This window comes from Acetobacter malorum (assembly GCF_001580615.1).
GTDB lineage: Bacteria > Pseudomonadota > Alphaproteobacteria > Acetobacterales > Acetobacteraceae > Acetobacter > Acetobacter malorum.
In genome coordinates, this window is sequence record NZ_LHZC01000032.1 from 1 (window position 1) to 12,460 (window position 12,460).

Annotated in this window: 14 protein-coding genes and 1 tRNA gene; 7 read left to right on the forward strand and 8 right to left on the reverse strand. The window is 51.7% G+C overall.

What is annotated here, in order from left to right; translation table 11 throughout:
• Nucleotides 1-41 precede the first annotated feature (41 nt).
• The gene (locus tag AD930_RS01715; protein ID WP_061504878.1) at nt 42-689 is read left to right on the forward strand and encodes a hypothetical protein; all 648 of its coding nucleotides are present in this window, start codon (nt 42-44) and stop codon (nt 687-689) included.
• A 73-nt stretch (nt 690-762) separates the two neighbouring features.
• On the opposite strand, the gene AD930_RS17595 is transcribed toward AD930_RS01715, so the two are convergent.
• The 8 genes from AD930_RS17595 to AD930_RS01750 all read right to left on the reverse strand — a co-directional run bounded on the left by AD930_RS17595 (nt 763) and on the right by AD930_RS01750 (nt 8,293).
• A complete protein-coding gene (locus AD930_RS17595) occupies nt 763-2,211 on the reverse strand; it encodes a rolling circle replication-associated protein (RefSeq protein ID WP_156476800.1) in 1,449 nt (482 codons plus the stop codon).
• 160 nt (nt 2,212-2,371) lie between these two features.
• On the reverse strand, nt 2,372-3,973 hold the full coding sequence (locus AD930_RS01720; protein ID WP_082781606.1) for a DUF6538 domain-containing protein: 1,602 nt from the start codon (nt 3,971-3,973) through the stop codon (nt 2,372-2,374).
• Between the two features lie 93 nt (nt 3,974-4,066).
• Nucleotides 4,067-4,152 (reverse strand) — tRNA-Leu (locus AD930_RS01725).
• A gap of 107 nt (nt 4,153-4,259) precedes the next feature.
• The gene (locus tag AD930_RS01730) at nt 4,260-4,967 is read right to left on the reverse strand and encodes a M48 family metallopeptidase (protein ID WP_061504880.1); all 708 of its coding nucleotides are present in this window, start codon (nt 4,965-4,967) and stop codon (nt 4,260-4,262) included.
• A 55-nt stretch (nt 4,968-5,022) separates the two neighbouring features.
• Nucleotides 5,023-5,547: a YcgN family cysteine cluster protein gene (locus AD930_RS01735; RefSeq protein ID WP_061504881.1), complete on the reverse strand. Its 525-nt coding sequence runs from the start codon at nt 5,545-5,547 to the stop codon at nt 5,023-5,025.
• 28 nt (nt 5,548-5,575) lie between these two features.
• Nucleotides 5,576-6,034, reverse strand: a complete 459-nt coding sequence (locus tag AD930_RS01740) for a hypothetical protein (RefSeq protein WP_061504882.1) — start codon at nt 6,032-6,034, stop codon at nt 5,576-5,578.
• Nucleotides 6,031-7,011, reverse strand: a complete 981-nt coding sequence (locus AD930_RS01745; protein ID WP_061504883.1) for an extracellular solute-binding protein — start codon at nt 7,009-7,011, stop codon at nt 6,031-6,033. Before AD930_RS01745 ends, AD930_RS01740 begins: the two co-directional genes overlap by 4 nt.
• 160 nt (nt 7,012-7,171) lie before the next feature.
• Nucleotides 7,172-8,293, reverse strand: coding sequence for an ABC transporter ATP-binding protein (locus AD930_RS01750; RefSeq protein ID WP_061504884.1), 1,122 nt, complete (start codon nt 8,291-8,293; stop codon nt 7,172-7,174).
• 67 nt (nt 8,294-8,360) lie between these two features.
• Here AD930_RS01750 and AD930_RS01755 point away from each other — a divergent pair, with 67 nt between their 5' ends.
• The 6 genes from AD930_RS01755 (at nt 8,361) to AD930_RS01780 (ending at nt 12,449) form a co-directional block, all read left to right on the forward strand.
• A complete protein-coding gene (locus AD930_RS01755) occupies nt 8,361-8,663 on the forward strand; it encodes a hypothetical protein (RefSeq protein ID WP_043551376.1) in 303 nt (100 codons plus the stop codon).
• A 38-nt stretch (nt 8,664-8,701) separates the two neighbouring features.
• Complete coding sequence (locus AD930_RS01760) at nt 8,702-9,127, forward strand: hypothetical protein (RefSeq protein ID WP_043551375.1); 426 nt, start codon at nt 8,702-8,704, stop codon at nt 9,125-9,127.
• A 135-nt stretch (nt 9,128-9,262) separates the two neighbouring features.
• The gene (locus tag AD930_RS01765; protein WP_061490940.1) at nt 9,263-9,757 is read left to right on the forward strand and encodes a MarR family winged helix-turn-helix transcriptional regulator; all 495 of its coding nucleotides are present in this window, start codon (nt 9,263-9,265) and stop codon (nt 9,755-9,757) included.
• A 22-nt stretch (nt 9,758-9,779) separates the two neighbouring features.
• Entirely contained in the window at nt 9,780-9,974 is a 195-nt protein-coding gene (locus AD930_RS01770; protein WP_025826372.1) for a DUF1656 domain-containing protein, read from the forward strand.
• Between the two features lie 29 nt (nt 9,975-10,003).
• Nucleotides 10,004-10,915: an HlyD family efflux transporter periplasmic adaptor subunit gene (locus tag AD930_RS01775; protein ID WP_025826370.1), complete on the forward strand. Its 912-nt coding sequence runs from the start codon at nt 10,004-10,006 to the stop codon at nt 10,913-10,915.
• A gap of 19 nt (nt 10,916-10,934) precedes the next feature.
• A complete protein-coding gene (locus tag AD930_RS01780; RefSeq protein WP_043551427.1) occupies nt 10,935-12,449 on the forward strand; it encodes an efflux transporter outer membrane subunit in 1,515 nt (504 codons plus the stop codon).
• The last annotated feature ends 11 nt before the right edge of the window (nt 12,450-12,460 follow it).

Genomic DNA, 12,460 nt, shown 5'->3' on the forward strand with positions numbered 1-12,460 from the left:
CCTGTTGAACCGTCTCAGAAGCCTACAGAAGGAATTAGGAAATGAGCGAAGAAAAAAAAGACGACAAAGACCAGACAACAGAAAGAAATTATGGGGAACCATATGAAGGCACGTTCCGAAATGTTGGAGAACTTATATATTTATACGGAAATATTGATCCGTTAATTAATATACTTTTGTGTGAATCTTTGGGCATTCCGCCAGATGATAATGTTATCAGATCAGTGCTGAATCATGTTCCTTCAAACAAGCGAATAGAAATGATAGAGGAAAGGATTAAGGCTTCCCAAGTTGATGGAAGTGAGACTGATGAGATAAAGGAGATTTCGGAAATTATCTCTGAAATTAAAATAGTTAAATCTATGCGCGATGTTATAAGTCATTGCAGTTGGAAAATTAAAGATAACATGGTCTATTTCATACAAACAAATTCAACAGATTATGAAAAAGTTATGAGAAGAATGAATAAAAGCATACAAAGACTGGCGAATTCTGTAACAAAATCTAAATCATACGATCAACCTGACGCATTGGCACGAGCTATTGCGGAAGCATTTGAGGCGGAAGCTCCCAAAAAGAATTCGAATGACCTTAATGAGGCATTGTTATCTGCTCGAAAAGTAATGGAATTTTTTGTTAAACGGCATAAAGAAAAAGAGCAAGAACCCCCGATAGTTCGTCCGTCCTGAAGCAATTATCCCGCCAGATTTTCAGTTCTGGCAGGTCTCCCAAGATTTTCTGATTCACAATAATTTTGTAGCTTCAAATTAATATCAGATTTTTTTGAGATTCCGCACCTGTTGATCTGCTTGTATGATTTTTGTGCCAATCTGCTGAAATGTCTGATACTATTGCCTTGCGTTGGTCTGATAAGCCTTTTCCTTCTCCAGAAGGAGGAGGCTGACCCCTAGATTTTTCACATTCCCAATAATAAAAATTATCCAGCATACATTCTTGGTTATTATATACCCAACTTGTAACATAGTTATAAATATTACCGAATTCATTGATAATTTTATATGTTCTCAATTTCATAGATACAGAGAACTCATTATCAATCAGATTTTTGAATTCTCCAAAATGAATACAGTGTAAATACATAACTTGAAGTTTCTGAATATCAGTTTTTAGATAGTAGAAATCTGGATGACGTGAAGATAACAGATTCAACCTTTCATCTTGAAAACCTCTTATCAATAAAAGAATCATCCCATTGGGTTGTTTTTCCATTATCCTTTTATATGATTTTGATATTCTCCAATCGGATAAATCTTTATATTTTTCATTATGATAAACAGCATTATATCGAGATTTGATATCTCTTTGTAATCCGATAAATGACACGTATGTGTCTGATTTTCCACTATCTTTTAGACAATAAGATATCAGATTAAAGGCTTGCCAGATGTCTTTAATTGCTTCGTTTCGTCTGTCTTGTTCATTCGGAAACTGCTGAAGAATGACTGATTCAACATATTCCCTATGTTCAGGAGCAACATAAAGTTGAATGTGATAATGTGGAGTTTCATCTTTTTGCAATTCCAAAACACTCATACCGAGTAAGAGAATACCTTTATTTTTCAATATTCTTTTTATCTTTTTTAATCGTCTGTTAATTTCTTTTTTTGCTGTTTCATAATCACAGTTATGGAATTCACTCTCTAATGTTAGAGATAAAAACAATCCTACATATTGTAAAAAGTTTATAGCAAAATCATCAACATGTTCAGCTATCGAATGATTAATGGAATATTTTTTTCTCTGTTGATAGTTTTTAATGTCATGAGCAGATAAACCAGTTTCGGAATCTTTCGAATCCTGAAATATGATATATGACTTTTCAGAATCTAATTTATCATTATCGAATGATAATTGGAATTCATCATCGTCAGGTCGGATATTCATATATCTCCTGAAATTCCTACGTAATAAGTTCGATTTTTGGGTTAATCTCTTGCCTGTGATTCGTTGTTTTTCTTTGATTTCGTCATACGATAATGACATTAGATTAAAGTCATTAATCATCTCTTTCGGTATTGCATTAACGAAATCGACAACGTGTTCAGCTACTTCATTGCAATCGAAAGAATGGCAGTTTTCCGAGGTTTTTAGCGTTATTAAATTTTTATAAGTGTGGTGTAGAGATAAAAGGGAATGCCAGATTTTCGGATATTCATTTCTTAAAATTATCTCGATTTGTTCATATTTCATATTCTCCTTTTGCCAAATTTCTAAAATTATCTTGACATTCAGAGAGTGATGCTATTATATAAACAGCAACACCTCTTATGTCAGATGTTTTTTGGTCAATAATATTATAACATAAGAATTTGAAGGAAGTGAAGAAAATTTCACTTCCTTTTTTAATGTCTTAAACTTCTGTGAATTTTCTAATATCCCAGAATTCAGGATATTGCACTGAATCAGCAACTTTTTTTAAATTCTCAACATCGATCATATCGAGATAAACGACATTACCAACGCTTTTATTTTGCCCTTCGTGTCCGAGAAAATCATCAATCCAAGACTCACGCAAACCATTTATACCATCTGGAAGATTCCGTAATTTCGTGCTGACGTTATGGCGAAAGCTATGAAAATCGACACCTTTCGGGATTTTTTTGCGTAGCTTGAATCTTGAAAATGATTGCTGAAATCCGTCTGATCGCTTTTTATCCTTCCCAGAGAATTTCAATTCTGAAAAAAGATAATACTGTTTCTTATTTTTCTGTTGTTCAATAAACCGCAGAAAACCGCTGTTTATCAACGCTTCACCAATAGGCACCACACGTTCACCAGCCTCCGTTTTCGGACTCCATTTTTCCCATGGTTTTCCTTTTCTAGCTTCGTGATCTTGTATGAAAATACAAGGAATTCCGCGTATTTCGATAATGTCTTGAATTCTGATACGACAGATTTCTTCCAGTCGCATTCCGCAATATGAGCCTAATCCCACTATATAGCCGAATGTTTTTTTCGATATTGTTGGACTGTTCCATGATGAATTCATTAGCGTTTGAAGCTGTTCATCGTCCCATCGAATTCGCTTAATTTTTGCTTTTCCGTCAAACCGCCAGCCAATAAATATATTGGAATTCACTACGTCACGGAGCAGATAATAACGCCAGATAGCTGACAGCCGAGCAAAATGATTTTTTATGGTTTTCTCTGAAATTCTGCCAGATTTATGGAGTTTACCGTATTCGATTAATTCGAAAATTGTCCGTGTATCATTACGGCTCTTTCCATAGTTTTCTGGCATTTTCTCCATTAATTCTTTAAATTGTCCTGCATCTTCTCCCGTATAATCTAATATTTCTTTATCTCCGACAGCTTCAACAAATCGTTTAATTGTATTCAGAAAACCGCGTTTATCTGAATCTGTCATTTTCTCCGCATGTGCTTCCAGATATTTATCAGTAGCAACAGACAAAAGGGGAGTTTTTCGCTTTTCGGGTGGTTTTACCCATCCTTGCACTTGTTCAAACTGCTGTTGCATTTGCTTGATAGATTTATATGCGTCAAAATCTTTATTATCTTTTACATATGAAAGAACGGCATCAAGTTGCGGTTCAGCTTTCTGAACTGCGTCAGTCAGATTTTTGAGACGCTGATAATCTTCAAGTCTTTGAAGATAGTGTTCACCTTCTGCCAGCCGATACTGTGCTTTGAGTTCTCGGACATGAAGTTCATAAGAGTCGATAATTTTCGTTAGTATTTGTTTATCGTGATCTGTTTCTAGATCGTCAACCAATTCATTGGCTGAATGATAGATATAAGATTTTGTCATATTTCTCACGACAATAAAGAATTTGCTAGTCGCTGAAAAAATATCACAAGCCCGAATTTTTGCCACTTCTGGTTCATTGGTTTCCAATGAGTGCCAGATTTCGTTCTTGCGTAAAGTCTTACGGATATCGACAGGAACCCACCGCCTAAGATGGTATCCTGATTCTAATCTGACCAGTTTCATAATGCGTTGCCACTGTAGAAGGGGGCAGTAGAAGAATGTCCCCGAGGTTGTGGATAACCTCAAAATAATCTATATATTTCAGTGACTTATATGTGGTGCGAACTGCGGGACTCGAACCCGCACGCCCTTACGGGCTGGAGATTTTAAGTCTCCTGCGTCTACCATTCCGCCAAGTTCGCATAAGGTTGGCTGTTTTTGTCAGCCATACAGGGCGTTTTACTGTGTTACGGCGGGTTTTAGCATGTTGGGCCGTGGCGGCAAGCGTTTCTGTAGCAGGACTGTGTGTTTAGTGTGCGCCTAACAGTGCTGATCCGTGGTGTTTCAGCCATGCTTCGGCGTGGTGTCGGTGGGGGGTGAGCTGGTCTACCAGCCTCCAGAACGCTGGAGCATGGTTCATATGGCGTAAGTGGGCCAGTTCATGCGCAATCAGATAATGTCTGACGGCGGTAGGAGCCATGACCAGACGCCAGGACAGCATGATGCGGCCAGAGGAGGAGCAGCTGCCCCAGCGGCTGGAGGTGTCGCGGATATCAAGCCGTGTGGGGCACAGGCCGGAAATCTGGGCCTGCGCACGGAGTTCCTGACCTAAAATCTGGCGAGCGTGCTTTTTCAAAAAATCTGTAATGCGCCTGCTGATAAACTCTTCCGCACCGCTTACACAAATCTGGTTTTCCTCTATCCAGACGCCGCTACGTGCGGTGGGGTGATGCACAATGGTATGCGGCTTTCCCTCAATGGGAATGGTTCGGCCCGGCAGGAAGGCAGGCGCCTGTTGTAGAGCCGTAAGACGTTTTGTGATCCAGTGTTTCTGAATTTTGAGAAACTGCACGGCCTGTGCAGTCGAAAGCCCGGAGGGGAGGGTGACCGACACGGCCTGTCTGCGCGGGTCAATCCGGAGGGAAAGTCGTCGCGCCCGGTTGGAGGGTTTCCAGATGACGGGCACGTGGCAGTCCGGCGCCAGTTGAATGAGATCGGGAGTCTGCGTAGGCGGCATAGGGTTGGCGCGGGGGGCTATGGCAACACCCCGCTCAGAACGTGGAACCGGCTTTTCAGGGCGTATCGGCACGGATGTGGCGGACCGAAGGCCGCTTGTGTGCGCTGGGCTTTTTAGGTTTTTTGGCAGGCTGGCCGGGCCATGCGACGACATACTCTTCCAGTGCTCCGGCCTGTCGTTCACTAATGCAGCGGCCTGCGGCAGAGGCCCCGGCTTCAATCACGCTTTCCGGGTTTCCGGTAATAAGCGGATGCCATGTGGGCAGGGAGCGTCCTTCGGACAGGCGGCGATAAGCGCAATCGGGCGGAAGCCAGTCCAGTTCGGACACCATTGCCGGTGTCAGGGTGATGCAGTCCTGCACTTTTCTGTGGCGTTGCGGGTAATCCGTGCAGCGACAGTTGGAGACATCCAGCAGGCGGCAGGCGACGGACGTATAGTGAATTTCGTCCGTATCTTCGTCACGCAGCTTATGCAGGCAGCAACGGCCACAGCCATCACACAGGGATTCCCACTCAGCGGTGGTCATCTCTTGGAGCGGGGTGGTTTCCCAGAACGGAGCGGTGGATGAGGGGGAAGTCATGCCGTGCAGGATAAACCGGCAGGAGGCCTCAGGAAAGAGGGGCTTTGCTGATTCCCAGAGCACCGAGCAGGCTGAGTGCCAGCGCCAGACCTATGCTGCCGACAAGCGGACGGCCCAGCAGCGGTAGCCACAGCAGGCGGATACGGGTGAGGGACGTTGCCCCCAGCTCCTGTGCCGTGCGCCCCCATGCTGACGGAGCATCCTGTAGCCGACGGAGTGGCGCGAGTGAAATGGCCGGTCCGATCAGCGCACCCTGAAGAAAGGGAAAAAGCAGAGAGGTGCGGTCGTGCGGCAGCAGGAACGGCAGCGTGAGGGCGACTGCGGTGGCGGGCAGCAGAACCAACAGGAGCAGCGTGTAGAGCCGGCCGCCCTGCCGGGTTGAAAGGGCCAAGCTGAGCACGAGCGCTGCCAGACAGATGCCAGTCAGAGCCATGAAGAGCGTGTGGGTGATGAGAAAAGGCAGAAGGCCGGACGCAGGAAGGCTCACCGGTCTTCGGCCCAACGTTCAAAGCGTGCCGACAGCGTGGAGAGATGCGAGCTCCAGAACGTGTCATTCACTGCGATGGGGGGCAGTATATGACGGCTGTCCGGAGAGCCTGCGTTGATTTCGGCCAGAGACGGCAGAGACGGCCACGCATTGGCGAAGGCCTGCTTCTGGGTGGGGTGTTCCAGCCATGCCGTCAAAGCCAGCGCCGTATTTTCTTCCGCGGAGGTTTTTGGCACGCCCCATGCGTAATTGACCTGCAGGCGTTGCGGCCAGTAGAGGCCAAAACGATCACGGTCCGCCTGTGCGGCGCCGAGAATTTCTCCGGTGGGTACGCTGCCCATCAGCGCACCACCACTTTTAAGAATGCGCGCGGCTTCCTCCGGTGTGGACCACCAGACAATATAGGGGCGTAGCTGGTCGAGCTTGCGGAAGGCCCGTTCCACGCCGTCCTGCGTGTTCAGGACACGGTAGAGAGAGTCAGGTGAGACGCCATCGGCCAGCAGAGCGATTTCCAGCGTGGTGCGGGGGTCTCGACGCAGGCTGCGGCGGCCCGGGTGACGCGCGACGTCCCAAAAGTCCGACCAGTCTGGCGGAGTGTCAAAGCGGGAGCGATCCCACGCCATGGCAAAGTCGATAGAGGCGGAAGACTGGCCACACCCGTTGGGGGAGGGGTCAGCCGGGTCACGCACCAGCAGGCCCAGCGAGCAACTAATCTGCAGGGAGCTGGTTTCCATCATCACGGCGGCCCAGCGGTGCGGAGCCACGGTTTCCTGCTTGCGCAGAGACTCGATTCCGCCATCCCATGAGGACGGTGCGAGCGAATGTTTGATAAGCTGCGCGTACGGCGTGAACAGCACTTTCTGTTGGGTGGACGTAATGGCCCCCCCGAATGTCAGAATGCGCACCGGTTGCACTACGGTCCGATGAATCCGGCGTATCGAGCGCGCATCAGCCTGCGAAAATGCAGGCAGCACCATGCTTCCCAGAACGAGCGCCGTCAGCCCATGCCGTAAGAAAGCTGGCAGGGCAGAGGGTCGCTGCGCCCGGGGGCGAAGGGGCCTTTGGGAGGATGCGTCGCGAAACGAAAGAAGGGACAGGGGTAGCCTCACGCGGTTGCTGCTTAAGTCAAAGGTAATTCTAGCCTGATTTGTGGTCCATCGGAAAGGCAGTGGCATTTGCTGTTTGCCAGGCAAGCAGTGCGACGCGCCCCGGCTCCAGTTCCCGCATGGTGTGGACAGGGGGGCGATGGGCAATAATTTCCCCCCCATCCTGCATACGAAAGCGCATGTGAATGGCCGTGCCCACATGTCGGGCGGAGACCAGCGTGCAGAGTAACATGTCATTTTCTTCCGGCGGTCCGCTCATCTGGCGGGGGAACATGACGGACAGCCGATCCGGCGCGATGCAGATATTGGCGAGGTCCTGTTCCTCCAGCCCCGGTGCGGCCATGGCCTCTACAGTCTCGCCCGTGGGCAGGCGGAGTTCAGCCATGTCGTCTTCTGCATACAGCACCTTGCCGGTCAGGACATTGGCTTCACCAAATGTAATGGCGACCTGTTCATGCGCGGGGCGCGTGAGCAGCTCTGGCGGTGTGGCAAGCTGGAGGAGGATGCCGTTTTCCAGAATGCCGATGGTGTCTCCCGCCATCAGGGCTTCCGTGCGGTCTCGGGTGAGGAGAAGGGTGCTGAGGCCAATGGCGCGTTGGAGCTTTTCCAGCAAGGCCATCACGCGCGTTGTAGCGTTATGATCCAGAGCGCTGAATGGGCGGTTCAGGACAAGCACTTCAGGCCGCATGACGAGTGCGCGCGCCAGCTGGCCCCGCAAATTTTGCTCTGCTGTCAGGCCGGCGGGTTTAAGCGCGCGGCGGCCATCCAGACCCACGAGAGACAGTGTTTCCGTTGTGCGGCGCTCACTTTCCGCCGCGGAGACCTGTCCTGTGGCCCGGAGGGGGAACAGAATATTGTCCGCTAGCGTCAGGTGCGGGAACAGCGGCGCATGGGCCCCGATGGTGGCCAGACCACGCAGGCCGGTCGGGCGGTGGGTGACATCTTCCCCGCCAACCAGGATCTGCCCGCCATAGCTGGGGGCATGCCCGGCCAGAACGTCTGTCAGGCGGGAGAGGTCCTCATGCTCGGAGCCGATTCCCAGCAGAGCCACGCACTGGCCTTTTTCCACACGCAGGCTGAGGCCGGGGAGCGGAGGGAGGAAAGCGAGATTGTGAAGGGCTAGCGGCGGGGGCGAGCTATGCGCCGTATGCATGCAACCTTATCCTTAGCGATCGGTTAAAAGGGTGTTGTCAATAAATCTAACGCGAATAGGGTGTTCCATGTCTTCTGATAAACTCAAGGATGTAAAGGCTGCTGGTGAGTCTGCTGCTGAGACAGCCCGTGATGAAATTGAAGCCGTAAAGGCCCATCTGGAACGGCTGATCACCAAGCACGTCGTGCCCGCGCTGACGAATGCTGGCGGCAAAGCCAGTGATTTGACTGAAGAAGCAGTTGCCAATGCGCGTGAACTGGCCAATCATGCGCGCAGCGATATTTCCAAGCAGACGCGTGCGCAGTCGTCATGGGTGTCCATCGCCATTTCCGGCGTTGTGGGCTTTATCCTCGGTCGGATGTCACGCTGAAGCCTCACGTGATCTGAACGAAGGTAGTCCCTGAGTCCATGCGTATTTTTGAACTTGGCAGGTCCGCCCTGCATGCACAGTCCCATCTCATGCAGCAGATGGCGGTCCGGTTAGGAAAACAGGCAGCATTTCTTGTTGCCGCCGCGGTATTCGGGTTTTTCGCCCTGATATCCGGGCATGGACTCCTGTGGGCCCTGTTCCTGTTTACCTTCCACTGGGGTCCGGTGACGGCCGCATTCGGCGTGTTTGCGCTGGATGTGATTTTTGCCCTGATCTGCGTCCTGTTTGGCCGTCGTTCCTACCTGACGACCGCAGAAGTGGAAGCCCGCATTGCCCGTAACCGCTGTGCGACACAGATGAGGGAATCCGTCACGCTGGCCGCAGTCACGGCCACGGTGGCAGGCTCTCTTGGCCGCAGCGGCACCCGCAAGGTGTGGGACGTGGTGCGCCGCAAGAAGAACTGATTTCTTTCCATCCGCCTTTGCCCATAGGTTCCATTCCAATTTTGCATTGGCAGGGGCGGATTTTTTCTGGGAATGATTGCCCTACGATTTTGTGAGCGTGCGAACAGTTTGTATGCTTGCTAGTATGGGCACATAATGGAACCTCCGCGTTATCCTGATAATAGCATCGAAACCCGCCGGTCCTTCGGGCACCGGCTGGCTCGCCTTGCGGCCATCTGGCGGCGCGAGATTGATGCGGATCTGCGCCGGTTCAGCCTGACGGACGCAACCTGGCGGCCCATCTATTATCTCAATTTTTCTGAACAGCCTGTCAGACAGACAGACTTGGCCCGCTCTCTTTCACTGGAGGCGCCGTCTCTCGTGCGGTTGCTGGATGTGCTGGAAAAGCGCGGCTTTATTGTCCGGGAAATTGATGAGGAAGACCGCCGTTCCAAACTTGTCAGCATTACGGAAGAAGGCCGGAAAATTGCTGCACTTGTCAGCCATGCGGCAGACGATGTGGCAACGCGCCTGACCGAACATGTAACCCCGCAGGAACTGGAGCAGTGCTGCGGGATTCTTGACAGGGTTGAACAGGCCGCAGCCGGGCAGAAAGATCTGGCCGGATCAGAGCGGGCAAACGCACGATGAGAGTTGCTACGAGAATGGCGTCATGCTGACGGAATTCAATCTCTTTGGTGTCTTTATGGCGCCGATCGTCGTCTACGCACTGGCGGCGCTGCCCCTTACCATGTGTGTTCGTTTCGTGCTGTGGTGGAGCGGCCTACTGGGCTGGTTCTGGCACATCGCTCTGTTCGAAGTTTCGCTCTACGTTTGTATCCTCTGCCTGCTCATTTTGTACGTCTGATCCCCTGAAAAGGCTTTTGAGTCTCCGCAATGCCCCTTCTGCGCACCCTGATACGAGTTATTCTGACCCTGGCGGTTGTCTCTCTGGCCATTGTGCTGGGGGTGACCCTCTGGAACGTCTACATGATCGCTCCATGGACCCGTGATGGTCGTGTGCGTGTGTATGTTGTGGACGTAGCTCCTGAAGTCTCGGGCACTGTGGTGCAGATCCCGGTGGTGGATAACCAGTTTGTACATAAGGGCGACCCGCTGTTTGTGCTGGACCCCGTGCGCTTCCGTCTGGCGATCCGTGAGGCACAGGCCCGGCTGGATGGCGCGCTGGAAGATTTGAAGCTCAAGCGCAATGATGCCCGCCGCCGTATGGGGCTGGGTGGCATTGTCTCGGCGGAAGAACAGGAAGTCTTCAACTCCAATGTGGCGACGCAGATTGCCGCGGTGGATGCAGCTCGCGCCGCACTGGACGTAGCTAAACTGAACCTTCAGCGTTCCGTGTTGTATTCCCCGGTTAATGGGTACGTGACCAACCTCAACCTGCGGGTAGGTGATTACGCATCCTCCGGGCAGGCGCGTCTGGCCGTGATTGATGCCGACTCCTACTGGGTTTACGGCTACTTTGAAGAAACCAAGATGTGGGGCGTGCATGTGGGTGATGAAGCCCGCGTCAAGCTGATGGGCTACAAGCCTATCCTGACCGGCCATGTGGTGAGCATTGCCCGTGGTATTAACGATACCAATGGCACCCCGGACAAGCTGGGCCTGCAGGATGTAAACCCCATCTTTACCTGGGTGCGTCTGGCCCAGCGTATCCCGGTGCGTATCCATCTTGACCACGTGCCGGACAGCGTGACACTGGCCGCCGGCATGACAGCGACTGTCAGCGTTGGGCCGGAGCCGCGTGGCCGACGGGGCAAGATGACCACCTGGCTGCAAGATCACCTCTGAGAGCGGCATGGAACATAAGATGAAGGTTCATCGTCGCCTCGGCCTTTTCATGGCGTCCTCTCTGATGCTTTCGGCCTGTACTGTCGGGCCGAACTATCAGGCAGAGCGCATGAAGGTGCCGGCCCAGTTCAAGGAAGCAGCGGAAGAGCACCCTGCAACCCAGGAAGAAATTGACCGCACCAACAAGGAAATGACCGAGTGGTGGGCGGCGTTTAAGGACCCGGTGCTGACCGGTCTGGTCGAGCAGGCGATCAAGGGGAACTATGATCTCCAGATTGCCGGGCAGCGGATTCTGGCCGAACGCGCCATCCGTGACCGGTCTGCCTCGCAGTGGTATCCGCAGATGGACGCCAATATCGGTGGCGGGGATGTGCGGTATTCCCTGAATATTGATAACTGGCCGATCCGCCCCGGCAACCCGCAGAACCGCCCGGAAGCCTCCATGCTGACCTATGGCGCAATGGCGACGTGGGAAGTGGACGTGTTCGGGCGTATCCGCCGTGATGTGGAAGCGCATGAGCGCGCTGTGGAGGCCTCCATTGAAGGCCGTCGCGCTCTGCTGATGACCATGCTGTCCGAGCTGGCATCTGACTATATGCTGCTGCGGGTTACGCAGTTGCAGATCAAAATCGCCACGGACAATATCGGCGTTGCAAAACACGCGGTGGATCTGACCAACAAGCTGTATCTGGAAGGCGTTGGGAACACCCTGCAGATTGCGCAGGCTCAGGCTGAGCTGGATACGCAGATTGCAGCGCGTGAGCCGCTGAAAACCCGTGTTTCTCAGATAACGCACGCTATTGCCGTGCTACTGGGGCAGATGCCGGGCTCTCTGGAAGATGAACTGAAGGTGCCGCGGCCCCTGCCGACCGTGCCGGAATTCCCCGCGACCATGCCGTCTGTCGTGATTGCCAACCGCCCGGATATCCGTATGGCGGAACGGCAGTATGCACTGGCGACGGCGCAGATTGGCGTTGCTGTGGCCAACCTGTATCCGCACTTTGTTATTCCGTTGACCTTCAACCCCAACGCGTCGGCCATGTACCAGCTGTTTCAGGTGAATGCCATGAGCTGGCAGTTCCTGATGATGGCCAGCCTGCCGCTGATGCATGGTGGCAAGATGACGTCCGAAGTCCGGGCGGCTCAGGCCTCCGCGGAAGCAGCACGTCTGACCTATCGGCAGTCCGTGCTGAACGGCTTCAAGGAAGTTGAAGATGCCATGGCGGCCTGGCACGATGACATTGAATATGCCGAGCAGCTGCATAAAGCGGCAGAAGATAGTGCCACCGCCAGTGAGCGGGCGCGGCGGCTTTATGGTGCCGGTCTGGTCGGCTTCCTGGAAGTGCTGACAACCGAGCGCACCACCCTGAATGCGCAGAATATGGAAGCTCTGGCGCGTCTGGAGCGCCTGCGTGATGCCGTGAACCTTTACACGGCCTTGGGCGCGGGCTGGAAAGGTGTGGCGCTGACCAATTCCACCCTGCCAGTTTCCCTCGAAACACAAAACGTGCTAGCGCGGGCCTTCAAGCAATGATCTGAAAGGTC

Excerpts from the sequence above, each read along its gene's own strand:
- AD930_RS01715 (WP_061504878.1), top strand. The coding sequence starts at position 42 with ATGAGCGAAGAAAAAAAAGACGACAAAGACCAGACAACAGAAAGAAAT.
- AD930_RS17595 (WP_156476800.1), bottom strand. The coding sequence starts at position 2,211 with ATGAAATATGAACAAATCGAGATAATTTTAAGAAATGAATATCCGAAA.
- AD930_RS01720 (WP_082781606.1), bottom strand. The coding sequence starts at position 3,973 with ATGAAACTGGTCAGATTAGAATCAGGATACCATCTTAGGCGGTGGGTT.
- AD930_RS01730 (WP_061504880.1), bottom strand. The coding sequence starts at position 4,967 with ATGCCGCCTACGCAGACTCCCGATCTCATTCAACTGGCGCCGGACTGC.
- AD930_RS01735 (WP_061504881.1), bottom strand. The coding sequence starts at position 5,547 with ATGACTTCCCCCTCATCCACCGCTCCGTTCTGGGAAACCACCCCGCTC.
- AD930_RS01745 (WP_061504883.1), bottom strand. The coding sequence starts at position 7,011 with ATGGTGCTGCCTGCATTTTCGCAGGCTGATGCGCGCTCGATACGCCGG.
- AD930_RS01750 (WP_061504884.1), bottom strand. The coding sequence starts at position 8,293 with ATGCATACGGCGCATAGCTCGCCCCCGCCGCTAGCCCTTCACAATCTC.
- AD930_RS01755 (WP_043551376.1), top strand. The coding sequence starts at position 8,361 with ATGTCTTCTGATAAACTCAAGGATGTAAAGGCTGCTGGTGAGTCTGCT.
- AD930_RS01760 (WP_043551375.1), top strand. The coding sequence starts at position 8,702 with ATGCGTATTTTTGAACTTGGCAGGTCCGCCCTGCATGCACAGTCCCAT.
- AD930_RS01765 (WP_061490940.1), top strand. The coding sequence starts at position 9,263 with ATGGAACCTCCGCGTTATCCTGATAATAGCATCGAAACCCGCCGGTCC.
- AD930_RS01770 (WP_025826372.1), top strand. The coding sequence starts at position 9,780 with ATGCTGACGGAATTCAATCTCTTTGGTGTCTTTATGGCGCCGATCGTC.
- AD930_RS01775 (WP_025826370.1), top strand. The coding sequence starts at position 10,004 with ATGCCCCTTCTGCGCACCCTGATACGAGTTATTCTGACCCTGGCGGTT.
- AD930_RS01780 (WP_043551427.1), top strand. The coding sequence starts at position 10,935 with ATGAAGGTTCATCGTCGCCTCGGCCTTTTCATGGCGTCCTCTCTGATG.